Annotated in this window: 14 protein-coding genes and 2 pseudogenes; all 16 read left to right on the top strand. The window is 68.2% G+C overall.

Going from position 1 to position 18503, the window contains the following annotated elements:
- A pseudogene (locus tag VFZ09_RS13435) lies at window positions 1–1032 on the top strand (hypothetical protein); the annotation flags it as partial.
- Between the two features lie 106 nt (window positions 1033–1138).
- Complete coding sequence (locus VFZ09_RS13430) at window positions 1139–2080, top strand: DUF2381 family protein (protein WP_329727946.1); 942 nt, start codon at window positions 1139–1141, stop codon at window positions 2078–2080.
- 80 nt (window positions 2081–2160) lie between these two features.
- Window positions 2161–2400, top strand: a pseudogene (locus VFZ09_RS13425) (NUDIX hydrolase); the annotation flags it as partial.
- 165 nt (window positions 2401–2565) lie between these two features.
- A complete protein-coding gene (locus VFZ09_RS13420) occupies window positions 2566–4191 on the top strand; it encodes a class I SAM-dependent DNA methyltransferase (protein WP_329727945.1) in 1626 nt (541 codons plus the stop codon).
- A complete protein-coding gene (locus VFZ09_RS13415) occupies window positions 4188–5414 on the top strand; it encodes a restriction endonuclease subunit S (RefSeq protein WP_329727944.1) in 1227 nt (408 codons plus the stop codon). The genes VFZ09_RS13420 and VFZ09_RS13415 overlap by 4 nt, the downstream gene beginning before the upstream one ends.
- Window positions 5411–8548 carry a type I restriction endonuclease subunit R gene (locus VFZ09_RS13410; RefSeq protein WP_329727943.1) on the top strand — a complete coding sequence of 1046 codons (3138 nt, stop codon included), beginning with the start codon at window positions 5411–5413 and terminating at the stop codon, window positions 8546–8548. Before VFZ09_RS13415 ends, VFZ09_RS13410 begins: the two co-directional genes overlap by 4 nt.
- 561 nt (window positions 8549–9109) lie before the next feature.
- Window positions 9110–9631, top strand: a complete 522-nt coding sequence (locus VFZ09_RS13405; protein ID WP_329727942.1) for a hypothetical protein — start codon at window positions 9110–9112, stop codon at window positions 9629–9631.
- A 9-nt stretch (window positions 9632–9640) separates the two neighbouring features.
- Complete coding sequence (thiL, locus tag VFZ09_RS13400; RefSeq protein WP_329727941.1) at window positions 9641–10627, top strand: thiamine-phosphate kinase; 987 nt, start codon at window positions 9641–9643, stop codon at window positions 10625–10627.
- Between the two features lie 98 nt (window positions 10628–10725).
- Window positions 10726–12030, top strand: coding sequence for a methyl-accepting chemotaxis protein (locus VFZ09_RS13395; protein WP_414640699.1), 1305 nt, complete (start codon window positions 10726–10728; stop codon window positions 12028–12030).
- A gap of 73 nt (window positions 12031–12103) precedes the next feature.
- On the top strand, window positions 12104–12532 hold the full coding sequence (locus VFZ09_RS13390; RefSeq protein WP_329727939.1) for a chemotaxis protein CheW: 429 nt from the start codon (window positions 12104–12106) through the stop codon (window positions 12530–12532).
- Window positions 12533–12604: 72 nt separating this feature from the next.
- On the top strand, window positions 12605–12973 hold the full coding sequence (locus tag VFZ09_RS13385) for a response regulator (RefSeq protein WP_043412942.1): 369 nt from the start codon (window positions 12605–12607) through the stop codon (window positions 12971–12973).
- A 42-nt stretch (window positions 12974–13015) separates the two neighbouring features.
- Window positions 13016–15115, top strand: coding sequence for a chemotaxis protein CheA (locus VFZ09_RS13380; RefSeq protein WP_329727938.1), 2100 nt, complete (start codon window positions 13016–13018; stop codon window positions 15113–15115).
- Window positions 15112–15708 (top strand): chemotaxis protein CheC, encoded by a 597-nt coding sequence (locus VFZ09_RS13375; RefSeq protein ID WP_329727937.1) that lies wholly within the window; start codon window positions 15112–15114, stop codon window positions 15706–15708. The genes VFZ09_RS13380 and VFZ09_RS13375 overlap by 4 nt, the downstream gene beginning before the upstream one ends.
- A gap of 106 nt (window positions 15709–15814) precedes the next feature.
- Window positions 15815–16231 (top strand): hypothetical protein, encoded by a 417-nt coding sequence (locus VFZ09_RS13370; protein WP_329727936.1) that lies wholly within the window; start codon window positions 15815–15817, stop codon window positions 16229–16231.
- A 324-nt stretch (window positions 16232–16555) separates the two neighbouring features.
- A complete protein-coding gene (locus VFZ09_RS13365; protein WP_329727935.1) occupies window positions 16556–18043 on the top strand; it encodes an alpha-amylase family glycosyl hydrolase in 1488 nt (495 codons plus the stop codon).
- 33 nt (window positions 18044–18076) lie between these two features.
- Window positions 18077–18503, top strand: a 427-nt coding sequence (locus VFZ09_RS13360) for an ABC transporter ATP-binding protein (protein ID WP_329727934.1), incomplete at its 3' end; no start/stop codon positions are given.

The following is an 18503-nucleotide window of genomic DNA, read 5'->3' as shown; positions in this document are numbered from 1 at the left end:
CTCTACCGGCTGCTCACGGGCCGCTTCCCCTTCCGGCCCGCCGAGCACGGGGGCGAGGACGTGGAGGCGGTGCTGCACCAGACGCCCCTGCCGCCGCACCTCGTCAACCCGAACGTGCCGCGGGCGGTGGAAGAGGTGTGCCTGCGGCTGCTGGCCAAGACGCCCGAGGCGCGCTACCCGGGCGCGGTGGCACTGCACGCGGCGCTGGAGGAGGTGAGGGCCCGCACGGACGTGGACTGGAAGCAGGTGCTGCACCCGGAGCGGCGGCGCCCGGTGAAGCCCTGGGGACGCTGGGGCCGGCTGTTGGCGGCGGTGGGCGTGGGGTTGGCCGTGGCGGTGGGGGCGTGGTGGCTCACCCCTGGCCAGGAAATGGCGCCGGGAGGGCCCGCGCCGGAACCTATGCGGGCCGTGGCCGCGCCTCCCGCCGAGGCGCCCCGAAAGGACAGTGCTCCCGTGAAGCAACCGCAGCAGACAACCCCCGGCCCCCAGCCCGAAGCCGCCCCCAAGCGCCGGGGAGCGGCCGTGCGCCATGCGTGTCTTGGCCTCACTGGCGCCGCCTTGCAGGCCTGCATGGGCGCCCCGCAGCAGGTGCCGTCCGAGCGCCCCGCCCCGCCGCCCCAGTCCTGCCCCGCCGGGGCCTTGGAGACCATGAAAGGCACGCTCGGCTTCAGCCTGGGAGAAATGAAGACCGTGCAATGGAGCGACGTACGCGGCAGGCCCGTGCGCGTGGACGAGAACACCCCCGTGTACCTGTTCGGTCACTGGATGGCGGGAGCCGATCTCCATGGCTATGGCGGACGCTTCGCGCTGCCGGACAACACCCGGGTCTCCGGGCGGCTCTACGTCAAGGAGGGGCGGGTGTACGGCCGCTTCACCGAGGCGCGCACGCCCAACGGGGTGACGTACCCGGTGTGCCTGGAGTTGCTGGACAGCAGTGACAAGGTTGGCATCGAGCTTGAGCCCGGCAGCGCTCCAGGGAAGATGATGGTGAGCCCCATTGCGGTGGTGCGGGTGGTGGACCGCTTCAAGTAGGGGCGTCCGCGAAGTGGGACGGCGGTGGGCCGGACACCACCGGGCAGGAGGTATGGTAGAGCCCCACTTCCGCGGTCCTGTCCACGTCCTCGGGAGACCCCCGTCCATGCCCGTGCTGTCCTCCGCTGCCCTGTTGCGACTCGTGTTGCTCGCTGCCCCCCTGGACGCCCCGGCACTGTCCGCGCCATCTGGCTGTGTGTCGGAGACGAGCCACCTGGAGCTGACGGGAGACACGCAGGGTGAGGTGCACGCGGTGTGCATCCACCCGGGGCTCTCCACCAGCTTCCTCTTCGACACGAAAGTGGGGCGCGTGGAACTGGCCGGGCGGGAGCGTTTCCAGGTGATGGAGGGGGAGACGGGGCTGGCGCTCGTGCCCACGCGGGCGCTCACGCAGGCAGATCGCGTGCCCATGGCGGTCTCCTTCCAGGACGGCGCGGCTCCGACAAGCGTCCACTTCCTCCTGGTGGTGCACCACTCCGAGGCCGCGCGGCAGGTGGAGGTGACACGCCAGCCACGCCCGCCCGCCTCCCGCAGCGAGGGCGAGCAGCAGGCGCGGGCGGAAGCTCGACAGTGCCGGGAGGACAAGGCGCGACTGGAGGCGCGGTGCAGTGGGCAGGTGGGGCTGCTGGGGCTCCTGGCGCAGGGGCTGCTGGGTGCGGACGGTATCGACAGCAAGGACATCGGCAAGAGCGTCACCTCGCTCCCGGGCAACACGCTCACCAGCAGCAAGGCACGCAGCTACCGCTCCGCCACCGCACGCATGGAGGACGGGCGAAAGGTGGTGCGGCTGGCCGCTGAATTGGAGTTGAAGAACAACGGGAACACCCCCTGGACGCTGGCGGGGGCGGTGCTGGTGGGGCCCGAGGGGGTGGAGTGGAAGGTGCTCGGCGTGTGGCAGCGGGAGCCCCTTGTCCCGGGGACGCCAGGCCGCATCGGGGTGGAGGTGGAGATGACGGTGGAGGAGGCGCGCGGCAGCTTCACCCTGAAACTGTGGAGCCAGGAGGCGGGCGGCGGAAGTGAGTCCTTCGATGGCGTGACGTTCCCGTAGCTCGGCCGAGCGCCCGCTCCAGTTCAACACGCGCTCAAGGTCGTCGCGGAGTACATGAAGGAGCACGGTATTCCGGACAACTCGTGCGCGAGCTCTCCGCGCATCTCCCGAATGGCTGGCCGGCCGTGCTGGATGAAGCCAATCGCTTCGATGTCGCTCATGCACTCGCCCGTTGGAGTACCTACACCCCGGAAACCCATGAGAAGCGCGTCGAGCAGGTCGGCGATGCGCTCCTGGCCTCGCCACCGCCGCATGGCTGGCGCCCGCCCGGCCCGGATGACGAGTTGCTCCTTGCCCTGCTGCCCGACGAGGAAGCCTGAGCTTTACCCCTGGAGTGGAGCCGCTCGTGCCCTTCCACCCTATTTCTGGGGCCAGGGTCTGGGAGAGGGGGGAGAACGCCCTGGGTCGGGCCCGTGTCCTGCCCAATCCCGTTTCGGCCCGTACCCGCCGTTGGCACGGCGCGGGAAACCCGGCTAGATGCGTCCATGCGCTGGATCGCACCCGCCTCGAAGGACACCGCCACCGCCACGTTGGAGAAGCGGCTCTGGACCGCCGCCGACGAACTCCGTGCCAACAGTGGACTGACCGCCGCGCAGTACAGCCAGCCCGTGCTCGGGCTCATCTTCCTGCGCTTCGCCGATGCGAAGTTCGCCGCGCGCCGGACCGAGCTGGAGAAGAGCGCGACCGGGCGGCGCGGCTCTCGTGTCGATGACGCGGGGAGCTACCACGCGGCTGGAGTGCTCTTCCTCCCGCCCGAAGCCCGCTTCGGAGGTCTGCTGGAGTACCCCGAGGGTGGCAAGAACGGGAAATCCCTCGGTCAGGCCGTGGACGATGCGATGCGCGCCATCGAGCGTGAGAACCCGCAGCTCTCCGGCGTGCTTCCGAAGACCTATCAGGTGTTCAACGCGCGCATCCTGAAGGAGCTTCTGAAGACCTTCTCCACCATTCCCGTGGACCTCGAGGGCGACACCTTCGGGAAGATCTACGAGTACTTCCTCGCCGAGTTCGCCATGACCGAGGGCCAGGGCGGTGGCGAGTTCTACACGCCGACGGCGATCGTCCGGCTCCTGGTGGAGCTCCTGGAACCGTTCCAGGGGCGGGTGCTGGACCCCGCGTGTGGCTCTGGAGGCATGTTCGTGCAGAGCGCGCGCTTCGTCGCCGAGCACAAGAAGAATGGCGGAAGCGGGCTCTCCATCCATGGTGTCGAGAAGGTGGATGACACCGGTCGCCTCTGCCGCATGAACCTCGCGGTGCACGGGCTCGAGGGGGACATCCGGCACGGTGGCGAGATCAACAGCTACTACGACGACCCGCACAACCTCGTCGGGCGTTTCGACTTCGTGCTCGCCAACCCGCCCTTCAACGTCAACAACGTGGACAAGGAGCGCATCCGCGACGCGGTGGGCTCAGGCCGCCGGTTCCCGTTCGGTATTCCAAAGCCGGACAATGCGAACTACCTCTGGATCCAGCTCTTCTATGCCGCGTTGAGTGCAACCGGGCGGGCGGGATTCGTGATGGCGAACTCGGCGTCCGATGCGCGCACGTCGGAGTTGGAGCTTCGGAAACAACTCATTGAGGCCCGTGCCGTGGACGTGATGGTCTCAGTCGGCTCGAACATGTTCTACACGGTCACCTTGCCGTGCACGCTGTGGTTCCTCGATCGTGGCAAGCCGAAGGACCGGCGAGACAAGGTGCTCTTCCTCGACGCGCGGCACATATATCGGCAAATCGACCGTGCGCACCGTGACTGGACCGAGGGGCAGATTGGCCTCATCGCGAACGTGGTGCGCCTCTATCGCGGCGAGGATGTGGACCTCAACTATGGCGGCGATGCGGCGAGCGAGAAACTCCGCGAAATCTTCGGCAAGAAGCCGAAGTACGCGGACGTACCCGGGTTCTGCAAGGTCGCGAGCATCAACGACATCGAAGCGCAGGGATGGAGCCTCAATCCCGGACGCTATGTTGGCGTCGCTCCGGGCGAGGAAGTGAGTGATGAAGACTTCAAGGCGCAGTTCGAGACGCTGACCGAAGAGTTTGAGACGCTCACCGCTGAGGCGAGGAAGTTGGAGAAGACAATATCGAAGAACGCTGCGGAGATCGTGGGGACATGAAGGAAGCTGCTTGGCAGAAGGTGCCGTTCGGCGAGTGCGTCACGCTTTTTTCTGGAGGCACCCCCAGCAAAACTCGAAACGAGTACTGGGGAGGGAGCATCCCGTGGGTATCTTCGAAGGACCTCAAGCGCGAGCGCATCTACACGACAGATGATCTTCTGACGCAGGAAGGTGTCGAAAACGGTACGCGTATGGTGCCGACGGGCACGGTACTCTTTGTCGTTCGAAGCATGGTTCTCGCCAATCGTTTTCCCGTGTCGATCGCGATGCGGCCAGTGGCATTCAACCAAGACATCAAGGCCGTTGCATGTCGCGAGTTCGTGTTACCCCTCTTCATCTATTATTGGCTGCGCGCGAACGAGTACGAGATCCTTGGGCGCGTCGACGAAGCCGCGCACGGAACCAAGCGACTCCAAATCGATCGTCTCGCTGCGATGCTCGTTAACATCCCGCCGCTGAAAGTTCAGCGACACATCGCGGACATCCTCTCGGCGTACGACGACCTCATTGAGAATTGCGAGCAGCGCATCCGTGTGCTCGATGGGATGGCGCGAGTCCTGTTCCGTGAGTGGTTCGTGCTCTTCCGCTTCCCCGGCCACGAAAAGACGCCGCTCGTTGAATCGCCAATCGGGCGGATTCCGAAGGGATGGCGAGTCGAACGCGCTGGCGGGATCGCTTGTGAAAATCGCCGAGGCGTTCCGAAAGGTACCTTGGAAGATGGGCCAACCCGCTACGTCGGGCTCGAGCACATTCCCCGGCGCTCTCTTGCGCTCGATGCGTGGGATGAGACTGCGGAACTCGGGTCTAACAAGCTACGGTTCGAGCCCGGCGAGGTTCTTTTCGGGAAGATCCGGCCATACTTTCACAAGGTGAGCGTGGCTCCTTTCTCAGGTGTCTGTTCGGCCGATACGTTCGTCATCTCGGCAAAGGCCCCGTATCTCCGTGCGTTCACGACTTGCCTTGTTTCGAGCGACGAGTTCGTGGCGCATGCGAGCGCAACTGCCAATGGTGCGAAGATGCCGCGTGCCAATTGGGATGTGATGATGAACTTCCCAGTAGCCCTCCCACCACCAGCGCTTCTTGAATCGTTCTCTGCGCTTGTGGAACCGTGGCTCGCCTGCAATCACTCCCTTGTCTTCCGGGTTCACAACCTCCGTAGGACGCGCGATCTGCTCCTCCCTCGCCTCCTCTCCGGCCAACTGTACGTGGAGGATGCTGCATGACCTCGCATCCCTACTCCGAAAAGGCGCTAGTCGAAAGCGCGACGCTGGAAGTGCTCGCATCGCTCGGCTGGACTACTGTCTCCGCAGCGGAGGAGACCTTCGGCTCCAACGGGACGTTCGGCCGCGAGTCGCCGCGCGAAATGGCGCTCATCTCCCAGCTTCGTGCCGCGCTCGTCAGGCTCAACCCGGGGACTCCCGTTGCCGCCATCGACCTCGCGATCGACGAGTTGCTCCGCGAGCGCGTCGCGATGGGACTCGCCGCCGCCAACCGCGAGGTGCATCGGCTGCTCACCGAGGGCGTGAAGGTCACGGTGAAGGACGAGCGCACCGGCCAGGACGAGCCGCGCACGCTGCGGGTGATCGACTGGGAGCAGAAGGACCCCGCTGGGAACGACTTCCTCGCCGTCTCGCAGCTCTCGCTCAAGGGGCCGCTCTACACCTGCATCCCCGACGTGGTGCTCTTCGTGAACGGCCTGCCCTGGGCCGTCATCGAGCTGAAGCGCCCAGGCATCCCGGTGCGGCAGGCGTTCGACGAGAACCTCACGAGCTACAAGCATCCGCAGAACGGTGTGCCGCAGCTCTTCGCCTTCAACGCGCTGCTCATCGCATCGAACGGTACCGAGGCCAAGGTCGGCTCGCTCACGGCGGATTGGGGCCGCTTCTTCGATTGGAAGCGCATCGAGAGCGAAGGCGAGCCGCGCCGCGTGTCGCTCGAGGTGTTGCTCCGAGGCACGTGTGACAAGCAACGGCTCCTCGACCTCGTGCGCAACTTCACGCTCTTCTCGGAGCACAAGGGCGGGCTCGCGAAAATTCTTGGGCAGAACCATCAATTCCTTGGAGTGAACAGCGCCATCCAGGCCACGCTCACCGCGCGCGAGGAGGGCCACGGGCGTGCGGGTGTCTTCTGGCAGACCCAGGGCTCGGGCAAGAGCTTCTCGATGGTCTTCTACGCGCAGAAGATCCTGCGCACGGTCCCGGGAAACTGGACCTTCGTGATCGTCACCGACCGCGTCGAGCTGGACGATCAGATCGCCAAGACGTTCGCGGCTTGCGGCGCGGTCGAGGACACGGCCAAGTCCCACGCCTCGAGTGGCGCGCATCTGCGGCAGTTGCTCGGAGAGAACCACCGCTACGTCTTCACGCTGATCCACAAGTTCCAGACGAGCGAGGAGCTCAACCCCCGGCGCGATGTGATCGTCATCGTCGACGAGGCGCACAGGTCGCAGTACGACCAGCTCGCGATGAACATGCGAGCGGCGCTGCCGAACGCGCTCTTCGTCGCGTTCACGGGCACGCCGCTCATCGCGGGCGAGGAGCGGACCCGCGAGGTCTTCGGCGACTACGTGAGCATCTACGACTTCCAGCAGTCGGTCGAGGATGGCGCGACGGTCCCGCTCTTCTACGAGAACCGCACACCGGAGCTGAGGCTCACGAACCCGGCGCTCAACGACGACATCTACGACGTCATCGACGACGCGAACCTCGACGAAGAGAGCGAGGCGCGTCTCCAGAAACTCCTCGGCCAGCGCTACCACCTGATCACACGGGACGACCGGCTCGACACGATCGCCAGGGACATCGTGCGGCACTTCCTGGGCCGTGGGTTCCACGGGAAGGCGATGGTCGTCTCGATCGACAAGGCCACAGCGCTGCGCACCTACGAGAAGGTCCAGCGCGAGTGGGAGGCCGAGAAGGAGCGCGTGAAGGCGGCGATCCGCTACGACCAGACGGAGGAGGAACGTGCTCCCCTTGTCGAACGGCTTCGCGGGCTCGAGACCGTGGACATGGCCGTGATCGTCTCTCCCGGGCAGAACGAGGTCGAGGAGATGAAGAAGCTCGGCCTGGACATCGTTCCGCACCGCAAGCGGATGGTGGAGTCCCAGCCGCCGCTCGACGAGAAATTCAAGGACCCGGACGACCGGCTCTCGCTGGTGTTCGTGTGCGCCATGTGGCTGACGGGGTTCGACGCACCGAGTTGCAGCACGGTCTACCTGGACAAGCCGATGCGTAACCACACGCTGATGCAGACCATCGCGCGCGCGAACCGTGTCTACCCGGGCAAGCACAGTGGCGTCATCGTGGACTACGCCAACGTCTTCGAGTCGCTGGAGAAGGCTCTCGCCATCTACGGCACAGGGGGCGGCACGCGCACGCCCGTGCGTGACAAGGACACGCTCGTGGACGAGCTGCGCACGGTTCTCTCGGAGCTCGACGGATTCTGCACCTCGGCCGGGGTGAAGCTCGCCGCCATCGAGGCGAGTACGAAAGCGCTCGACCGGCTCACGCTGGTGGGCGAGGCGGCGAACACGCTGCTGGCGCCGGACGCGCGCCGCAAGGCGTATCTCGCGCAGGCCCGTCTGGCCGAGCGGCTCTACGCCGCCATCAAGCCACACAAGCGAGCCTCCGAATTCGCCGTCCGCATGGCGACCGTGACCGCGCTCTCCGAGCGGATCCGGGAGGTGACCGCGCCCGAGAAGGCCGACCTCAGCGGGGTGCTGATGCGCATCGGCGAGGTACTCGACCAGTCGGTAGAGGGCGTGGAGATGGTGAAGGATGGCCCGCCCGCGATCGACCTCTCGCGCATCGACTTCAAGGCGCTCGCCGCGAGGTTCAAGGGCTCGAAGACGAAGAACCTGGACCTCGAGCGCCTCAAGGCGGCGATCCGTGCCCAGCTCGACCGGCTCATCGCCGCCAACGAGACCCGCGTGGACTTCCGCGAGAAGTTCGAGACGCTCATCGAGGCCTACAACGCGGGCTCGACGCAGATCGAGCAGCTCTTCCTGGAACTGCTGGAGCTGAGCCGTGCACTCACCGACGAGGAAGCCCGGCACGTGCGCGAGCAGCTCTCAGAGGAGGAACTCGTGGTGCTCGACCTGCTCACCCGCCCTGGCCCCGAGCTGTCGGCAGAGGAGCGCAACGAGGTGAAAAAGGTTGCCCGCCACCTCCTCGCGAGGCTCCGCGGCATCCTCACGGTGGACTGGCAGAAGACCGCCCAGTCCCGCGCCCGCGTGCGCAACGCCATCGAGGATGCGCTCGACGAAGGACTCCCCCGCGTTTACACGCCGGACGTCTTCAAGGCGAAGGCGGGAGCCGTCTTCCAACACGTCTACGAGCGCTACGGGCGGGCCGCGTAGGCGCCGGCCCGGCGCCCGTGCTGGACTGGACGAATGTGAACGGATCCTCCTGCGTGCCGTTGCCTGTAGACAGGGCAGTCGCAGGTAGGATGCGGGCATGCACTCGTCCAGATGGGTGGCGCTGATATGCCTCTGCTTCGCTGGATGCGCTGGTGGCCACCGGCAACTGCAGCAGTCCGTGGGACCGGGACCAGGGCCGGGCTGTGCGAGCACGCTGGATTGTTTATGCAAGAACGGCGTGAAAGCGGCCTGCGAGCAACTGGGAGCGACGCCCAAGACGCCCAAGGTGCCCGAGAAGCCCAAGCCTCCAAGACCACCGGGTCCCGGGCCTGTTCCACCGCTCGACACGGAGCAGGCGTCCACCAAGAGCGAATCGCACGAGGCGGATGAGGACACAAAGCAACGCTGTACCGACTACTACGAAAGGTGTGTGGAGGCGGGTGGCGACAGTCAGCCGGGGCGCGTCTACGACCAATCCATCTGTGGAAGCTGCATGGCGTATTGCGTTTCCAATGGCTTCTGGCCAGAGGCCATCTACACCTGGAACGGAGTGCGGGTGCCATGCCCCGGAAGCTGACGAAGGCTGAGCAGGAGAGGTCGCTACGATGGGGACAAGAGCGGGATCGTCTCTTCCTCTCGCTGCGAGACGCATCCGCCGCTGAGAAAATCCGGGCATACAAGCAGTTCGAGAGGCGCCGTCTCAAGGAGGCACACTCCGCCTTGGAGCAGCGGGAAGTCCGGAGACGGGTCGCCGAGGACCTCATCATGGCGACCAGTGATGGACCCTGGCGCTTGTTTTCGCCGTACCTGCGGCGGTTGGAACGACTCGGCTACTCCACAATGGACCGCCAGCTCTTGGCATGTGTCCTGTCGGCCAAGGCCTCCAAGGGCTCTCGTGCCGGGAGGCGCAAGGCGGCAGACCTCATCGCCGACGTCGAGCGGCGGACTCGTGGCCGGAAGTATCATCCAGCACTGCGGGAGGAGATCAACAGGGCGCTGGCGCGGGCCCGGAGCTTCGCGGGCCTCGACACTGGAACAAGTGGGGCAGAGAGTAAGAAGGAGGAGAGAGGCAGGCGCCGTTAGAGGATGAATGTGAGCAAACAGGCCGCGGGCGAATTCACCCTCATCGACCTCTTCCTCTCCCACTTCCCCAGGGCGCGAGTGCCCGTGGGCCCGGGCGACGACTGCGCCGTGCTCTCCCCCTCGAAGGGAGCGCAGTGCATCACCACGGACGCGGTGGTGGAGGACGTGCACTTCAAGCGGGCCTGGTTCTCCCCCGAGGACATCGGCCACAAGGCGCTGGCGGTGAACCTGTCGGACCTCGCGTCGATGGGCGCGATCCCCCGCTGGTTCGTCTGCGCGCTCGCCTTGCCCCGGGACTTCCCGCGCCGGGACCTGACCGGCATCGCGAGGGGCATGAGCGCACTCGCCCGCGAGCACGCCATCGCGCTGGTGGGCGGCAACTTCACCTCGGCGCGCGAGCTCTCCATCACCATCACCGCCGCGGGTGAGCTCCTTCCGGGCACCGCGCCCATCACCCGCGCGGGAGGCCGGCCCGGGGACGTGCTCTACATCTCGGGCACACTCGGAGACGCGCGGCTGGGCCTCCAGCAACTGCTGTCCGGCGCGCGCCGCTCCGCGCCCATCCTCCGCCAGAAGCGCCCGATACCGAGGGTGGCGCTGGGCCGGCTCGCCGCGCGCTTCGCCTCGGCGGGGCTGGACATCTCCGATGGCCTCGCGCAGGACCTCGGGCACCTGTGCACCGCCTCGCGCGTGAGCGCCGAGCTGGAGCTCGAGCGCCTGCCCCTCTCCCGGGCCGTCCGTGCCTCCCTGGGCACCGAGGGAGCACTCGCGGGCGGCGAGGACTACGAGCTGCTCCTCGCCGTCCCACCTGAGCGCACCCCCGCCTTCGAACAGGCCTGTCTCCGAGTGAAGGAGCCTGTCACACGCATCGGCCGGCTCACCCGGGGCGGAGCGGGACACATCCGTGACGCATCCGGGCGGAGCCTGCGCCTGCAAGCTGGCTTCGACCACTTCCGGGGGGGCGGGCGGATTGACCGTTCCGGACGAGAGGGCTAAACCCGTACACCGCTGTCGCTGTCCCCCGGAAAAGCGAAACCGTGCGCCGCCCTCTCCGCGACGATCCATCCCCAGGCCTCACTCCCCGCCGTGATCCCGTGCAGCGGCTGCTCCGTACCGTCGAGCAGCCCGGCACCGGGGGACACGAGGTCTCCCTGCAGCTGAAGATCCTCACCGGCTACTTGATGATGGGCTGCGTGCTGACGGCGGCGCTCCTCATCTCCGAGACGCTGCTGGACTTCTACTGGCGCATCGGCATGGCGCTGGGCCTCACGCTCGGGCTGGCGTTGATCCTCCCGCGCTACCTGGCCCGCGTGACGCGCGTGCGCGTGCTGTCGCGCTCGGCCTTCGAGATCTCCCAGGGCGATCTCTCCAAGCCGCTCGTCGTCGAGCCGCCGCGCGCCCTGCGCCGTGATGAGATCGACGAGCTGGCCATGGCCATCCGCCGCATGCAGGAGAACCTGCGCGAGCTGGTGGGCAAGATTCAAGACACCGCCAAGAGCGTGGCCGACACCGCCAAGGACCTGCAGGGCTCGGCCGAGAACGTCAACGCGACCAACGAAGAGGTGGGCTTGTCCATGGACAAGATCGCCCAGGGCGCCGAGACGCAGTCGCAGCTCGTCGGCAAGACGTCCAAGGTGATTACGGAGATGGCCGGCAGCATCCAGCGCACCGCGGCCAGCGCCGAGGACGCCGCCCGCACCGCCGCCGAGACGAGCAGCGCCGCCGAGAACGGCAGCAAGGCCGCGCTCCTGGCCGGCGAGAAGGTGAAGAAGGTCTTCAACCGGATTGAAGCCGCGAGCCAGCAGGTGTTCGCCTTCGGCGAGAAGACGCAGGAAATCTCGAAGATCGTCGACGCCATCACCCAGGTGGCGCAGCAGACGAACCTGCTGGCGCTCAACGCCACCATCGAGGCGGCGCGCGCGGGCGAGTACGGCCGCGGGTTCGCCGTGGTGGCCGACGAGGTGCGCAAGCTGGCCGAGAGCGCGGGCCGCTCCGCCGAGCAGATCTCCCGGCTGGCGCGCGACATCTCCGGCCAGTCCACCTCCGTGGTGAGCGCCATGAAGGAGGGCATCGAGGAGCTGGCCGAGGGCCGTGAGGACATCACCGGCATCGTCCGCTCCATGAGCGCCATCACCGACACCGTGCGCAAGGTGGCCGAGAAGGTGCACCTCATCTCCGAGAGCGCCCGCGAGCAGCTCAAGGGCAGCCAGGAGATGGTCAACGCCACCGAGGAGATCTCCCTGGTGGCCCGCAACAACGCCGCCTCCACCGAGGCCATCCAGGCCGTCATCCAGGATCAGACGGACGCCATGGTGCGGATGACTTCGCTGGCCAGCGAGCTGACCAACCTCTCCATCGAGCTGCAGAGCGTGGTGCGCAGCTTCCGCCTGAACGCCTGAGTGTCCGCCAGCCGGAAACCTTTTCTCCACGAATTTCCCCGAACCCCTGGCTTGCTGATAGAAAGTCGGCTCTGTGCGGCACGTCATCTTCCGGGTGGAGAAGGAGCGCTACGGGCTCCCGCTGGCGGCGGTGAAGGAAGTGGTGGTGCCTCCGGAGCGCTTCACGCGGGTGCCCCGGGCGCCATCGGCGGTGACGGGGGTGATGAACCTGCGCGGGCGGGTGGTGACGGTGGTGGAGCTGCGCCAGTTGTTGGGCCTGCCGGATGGGCCCACCCCACCGGGCCGGGTGGTGTTGTTGGAGCGGGGACGGCGGGATATCGGCCTGTTGGTGACGGATGTGGATGGAATCGAGGCGGTGGAGCGGGTGAGCGCCGCTCCGGGCAAGTCGGTACCGGCGGTGCGAGGCGTGGCTCGCTTGCGGGGCATGGCGGTGACGGTGTTGGATCCAGAGGGACTGGATTCCGCGGTGGTTGGACTCTTCACCGCGACTCAACAGAAGTGAGTAGCCGCCTGAAATGGGCGGATGGTAGTGTCCGCGGCCCTCTCGGGGCCTTTCGCGGAGGCGGAGCTGCACATGGCTAAGCGGGTGCTGGTCGTCGACGATGCCATCTTCATGCGCAACATGATCAAGGACATCTTCGCGTCCGGCGGCTTCGAGGTCGTCGGAGAGGCGGCCAACGGACTGGAGGCCGTGGAGAAGTACAAGGATCTGAAGCCGGATCTCACCACGATGGACATCGTCATGCCGTTCAAGAGCGGCATCGAGGCCACGCGGGAGATCATCAAGTATGACGCCAACGCGGTCGTCATCATGTGCTCGGCGCTGGGCCAGGAGAGCCTGGTGATGGAGGCCATCGAGGCGGGCGCCTCGGACTTCATCGTGAAGCCGTTCCGGGCCGAGGACGTGCTGGCCGTCGTGAAGAAGGTATTGGGCGAGGGCTAGCGCCCCGTCCCGGAGAGCTGTCGTGCGCCACCGAGGCCGGACATGACGATGGACATGTCCCGCTACCTCGGCCTGTTCCTGACCGAGGCGAGCGAGCACCTGGAGGGGCTGGGCAGGGATCTCGTGCAGCTGGAGCGCGAGGGGGCCCCCGCCGTGGTGGACTCCATGTTCCGCCACGCCCACTCGGTGAAGGGCATGGCCTCGTCCATGGGCTTCGAGTCCATCGCCGTGGTGGCCCACCGCGTGGAAGACCTGGTGGACGCCATCCGCCAGGATCCCACCAAGCTGGAGCGCTCGCTGGTGGACCTGCTGCTGTCGGCCACCGACAAGATGCTCGACCAGGTGCGGGCCGTGGCGGAGAGCAGGCCGACGGATGACGCCTCGGCCCTGCTCGGCCAGCTCGCGGACAAGGTGTGCCTCGTCACCGGCCGCACGCCCAGCGCCACGCGGGTCATCCATCAGGCGAGGCCCCTTTCGCCCCCGCCCGCCGCGCCCGCTCCGTTCACCGCCGCCGCGCGCGTGCTCCCCGAGGCCGTCGAGGCCCCGCCGCCGCCACCTCCTGCCGCGGAGCCTCCCCCGGCACCCGAGCCCGCCGCCGAGGCCCGGGTGGCCGCCGTGCTCCCTCCGCCCGAGGAGGGGGCCGCGAAGACGGCGAAGCGCTGGGCGGTCCGGCTGCGCATCGCCCCCACCTGCCAGACGCCGGGCGTGCGCGCCTTCCTGGTGCACAAGCGGCTCACGGGCCTGGGCACCCTGCACGGCCTGCAGCCCCCGCTGGAGGACCTGAAGGCCGGCCGCATCCCCGAGGGCCACATCCAGGTGGAGCTGGAGACGGCCGAGGGCGAGGAGGGCATCCGCAAGGCGCTGCGCAACGTGGCGGAGGTGGAGCTCGTCTCGCTCAAGCCGGCCGTGGTGGCGCCGCCGCCCCTGCCCGCTCCCGCCCCCTCGCAGGCCGAGGCCCCGCGCGCTCCCACCGGCGCGGACGCGACGGCGCGCACGGTGCGCGTGCGCACGGAGCTGCTGGACTACTTCCTCGACACCGTGGGCGAGCTGCTGCTGGCCACCGCGCGCCTGCGCGAGCTGGGCAAGGTGCTGCCGGAGAATTCGCGCCCCCCCATCGAGGAGGGCGTCTACCGGCTGCACACGCTGGTGAAGGACCTGCACGACAAGGTGATGAGCGCGCGCATGACGCCGCTGTCGCTCATCACCGACCGGCTGCCCCGCGCCGCCCGCGACATCGCCCGGCGCCGCGAGCGCGAGGTGGACCTGGTCATCACCGGCGCGGAGATCGAGCTGGACCGGGCCATCCTCGACGAGCTGGCGGATCCGCTGCTGCACCTGCTGCGCAACTGCATCGACCACGGCCTGGAGACGCCGGAGGAGCGCGTGGCGGCGGGCAAGGGCGCGCGCGGCCGCGTGCTGGTGTCGGTGCGCCGCGGGCGCGACCGCGTCGTGGTGGAGATGGAGGACGACGGCCGCGGCATGAACGCGGCGAAGCTGAAGGCGGCGGCGGTGGCTCGCGGCGCCCTCAGCGCGGAGGCCGCGGCGCGGATGACGGACCGCGAGGCCTTCATGCTCGCGTGCCTGCCGGGCGTGTCCACCGCCCAGGACGTGTCGGAGATCTCCGGCCGCGGCGTGGGCATGGACGCGGTGAAGCGCGTGGTGGAGAACGTGGGCGGGACGCTCGAAATCGAGAGCGAGCTGGGGCGCGGGACGCGCTTCACGCTACGGCTGCCGCTGACGGTGGCGGTGGTGCACCTGCTGCTGGTGGCCGTGGGCGACGAGGTGTTCGGCCTGCCCATCGCCAAGGTGGTGGGCGCCATGGAAGCGGACAGCGAGAAGCTGGAGCGCAGCCGGGAGATGCCGCTGCTGCCGCACGGGCAGGGGCTGCTGCCCGTGTACGGACTGGATGAGCTGACCGGCGTCCAGGCGCCGCCGCGCAAGGGCGTCCGGCCCTTCGTGGTGATGGAAGGGGACGCGGGACGGGTCGCGCTCGCGGTGGACCGATTGGTGGGGCAGGAAGAGGCGGTGCTCAAACCGCTGTCCCGGCCCCTGGACTTGCTGCCGGGCCTCTCGGGAGTGACCATCCTGGGAAGTGGCCGCCCGGTCTTCATCCTGGACGTGCCGAGGTTACTGTCCGCGTGAGCCCTTCTCCGAGCGACATTCAGCTGGACGCCCTGCGCGAGGTGGCCAACATCGGCTGCGGGCACGCCGTCAACGCGCTCGCGCGGCTGGTGGGGGGCCGCACGGTGAACCTGTCCGTGCCCCGCGCCGTGCTGGCCTCCGCCGCGGACGTGGCCGAGCTGCTGGGCGGCGCCGAGGCCCCCGTGGTGGCGGCGAAGCTGGGCATGGAGGGCCAACTGCGCGGCGTGCTGCTGCTGGTGCTGCCCCGCGAGGACAGCGCCGCCCTGGAGGCCCTGCTGCTGCGGCGCCAGGACGCGCCGGCCGAGGAGCGCGAGAGCGCGCTGTCGGAAGCGGCCAACATCGTGGCCAGCGCGTGCCTGTCCGCCATCGGGACGCTGACGGGCTGGCGGCTGCTGCCCACCGTGCCGGAGCTGGTGCGCGGCCCGGCGGGCCTGGTGGTGTCGCGCGCGGTGACGGAGGCGCAGGGCGGCGATCGCATGGTGGTGCTGGAGACGCGCTTCTCCGCCGTGGGCGCGCCCTCCGTGTCCGGCCAGGTGCTGCTGGTGCTCGAGCGCGACAGCTCCAGGGCGCTGCTCACCCGCCTCGGCGTGTAGGGCGGCCGGGCAGCCGTTCCTCCCGCGTTTGCTTGCCGCCCCCGGCGGCCCTCTCCACCTTCCACCCTGGGGCGCCCCTTCGTGCGCCCCGAGGGGGCAGGCGGGCATGAGGCGAATCGTCTGGGGCGCCCTGGTGGGCGCGGTGGTGCTGGCGGGGTGCAGGACGGACAGCACCGTGGCGATGCGGCGCGGCTCGGGCGCCGAGGGCTCCGTCGCGAAGAATCCCTCCTCGCTCGAGCGCGGCTTCACCCTGAAGGGCACCGTCACCGGTGAGTACTCGGACGTGCTCGTCATCGAGGACAAGTGGGGCCGGCCCCGCTACCTGCGCATCACGGAGCAGACGCGCTACTACCAGGAGGGCAAGCAGATTGGCCGCGAGTACCTGGCCCCCGGCTCCACCGTGCGCGCCTCCTTCGCCAACAACGACACCGAGATGATTGCCCGTGAAATCATCGTCGTGGAGGACGTGGGCAAGGCCGACCCCCTCCAGCTCCCGGACCGCACCAACACCACCCCGTATTGACACGGTGCGCCGTAATCCGGTGGCATCTGCGCCGTCATGCGCGCGTGACAGGACGGTGCGTGCAGGCACGCGCGCTTCACGTGAAAAGAGACAGGGCAACTTCGTGGATTCACGGGGGTCTGGTGACATCCGGAGTGGGGAGGTTCACTTTCGAAAGCGGGTGTGGAAAAGTCCCGCGCAATGGTTGATTCGTCGCCTCGTCGCCCCCGGACCAGACGCGCGAACATTCGTCACCCACTCGCCTCTTCCCTGTTGCTCTTCCCGCTGGCGCTCGCGGGCTGCGCTCACCCGCAGCCGCCGGCCCCCCGGGAGACCACCTCGGAGGTGAGCACGAGCGCGTCCGCTCCGGCCGCGCCCGAGGTGGCCGCGCCCGCTGCTGCTCCCGCGCCCGCCGCGGTGGCCCCTCCCGCCGCGCCCGCACGCCGCTGGGCCGACGAGGTCCTCTACTTCGTCGTGCTGGACCGCTTCGCCGACGGCGACGCCGCCAACAACCTCAAGGTGGACAAGAAGGCCCCGGGCGCCTTCCACGGCGGTGACTTCAAGGGCCTGCGCGAGCAGCTCGACGAGCTGTCCTCCCTGGGCGTGACGGCGCTGTGGATCACCCCGGTGGTGAAGAACATCGACGGCTTCGTCACCGGCGCCGGCTTCCCGGACTGGGGCTACCACGGCTACTGGGCGGATGACTTCACCCAGCTCGACCCGCGCTTCGGCACCGAGCAGGACTTCAAGGCGCTGGTGGACGCGTGCCACGAGCGCGGCATCCGCGTGCTGCTGGACGTGGTCTACAACCACCCCGGCTACAACTCGCGCTACCTCAAGGCCCCCGAGACGAAGGGCTGGCTGCGCTCGGAGGAGAAGGGCACCTGCGGCCAGGATGATCTGACCAGCTGCGTGTCCGGCCTGCCCGACTTCAAGACGGAGCAGCCCGAGGTGGCGAAGTACCTGCTCGACGCGCAGATTGCCTGGGGCAAGCGCTCGGGCGTGGACGGCTTCCGCCTGGACACGGTGAAGCACGTGGACCACCCCTTCTGGCAGGAGCACCGCCGCCGCACCCGCGAGGAGCTGGGCAAGGACTTCTTCCTGCTCGGCGAGGTGTGGGGCGGGGACCGCGAGTCGTTGGATCCCTGGTTCGTCAACGACGAGATGGATGCCGGCTTCGACTTCGGCTTCCAGGGCAACGCGCTCGCGTGGGCGCTGGGGCGCGGCCGCACCGTGGCCTTCGATGCCTACCTGCGCTCGCGGCACAAGGTGCGCAAGGGCTACCACCTGTCGCACTTCCTGTCCTCGCACGACGTGCCCGGCCTGCTCTTCCAGCTGAAGGGCGACACGTCACGCTTCCGGCTCGCGGCGGCGCTGCAGCTCACCACCTCCGGTATCCCCGTCATCTACTACGGCGAGGAGGTGGGCCGTCCCGGCGGTGACTGGCCCGCCAACCGCGGCGACATGCCCTGGGGCTCGCGCGCCGTGCAGCCCGGCTCGGGTCTGCCTCGCGACGAGGCCCTGCGCGCCTTCTACCAGAAGCTCATCACCGTGCGCCGGGCCCACCCCGCGCTCTCCCGTGGCACCCACAAGGGGCTCGCCACCGACGGTGATGTCTACACCTTCCTCCGCCACGACGCGGAGTCGGGTGACGCGGTGGTGGTGGCGGTGAACCGCGGTGAGAAGAAGGCGTCCGCTTCCTTCCCCTGGCCCGAGGCCTGGAGCGGTGCGGACGCGGAAGATCTGCTCGACGGGAGCCGCCTCACGGCTGCTCCGACGATGGACGTCACCGTCGAGCCGCTGTCCGTTCGCATCCTGGGACGGGCACGATGAACTGGATGCAATCCCGAGTGGGGAGAGCCTGAGATGGCCGGAGTCGTTTTCAAGAATGTCGCCAAGCGGTACGGAGACGTGTCCGTCATCGAGGGGTTGAACCTCGATATCCGCGACCACGAGTTCATGGTGCTGGTGGGCCCCTCGGGCTGTGGCAAGTCCACCGCGCTGCGGATGATCGCCGGCCTGGAGGAGATCTCCGACGGCGAACTCCGCATCGGCGAGCGCGTCGTCAACGAGGTGCCCCCGGGCGACCGTGACATCGCGATGGTGTTCCAGAACTACGCGCTCTACCCGCACATGACGGTGCGCGAGAACCTCGAGTTCGGCCTGAAGATCCGCAAGACGGCCAAGCCGGACATGGACAAGCTGGTGAACGAGGCGGCCGAGGTGCTGGCCATCACCCACCTGCTGGACCGTAAGCCCAAGCAGCTATCGGGCGGCCAGCGCCAGCGCGTGG

The sequence above is a fragment of the Archangium sp. genome (assembly GCF_036277355.1).
GTDB lineage: Bacteria > Myxococcota > Myxococcia > Myxococcales > Myxococcaceae > Archangium.
The sequence above is the reverse complement of the archived record's forward strand: the minus strand, read 5'-3'. Positions and strand labels throughout refer to the sequence as shown.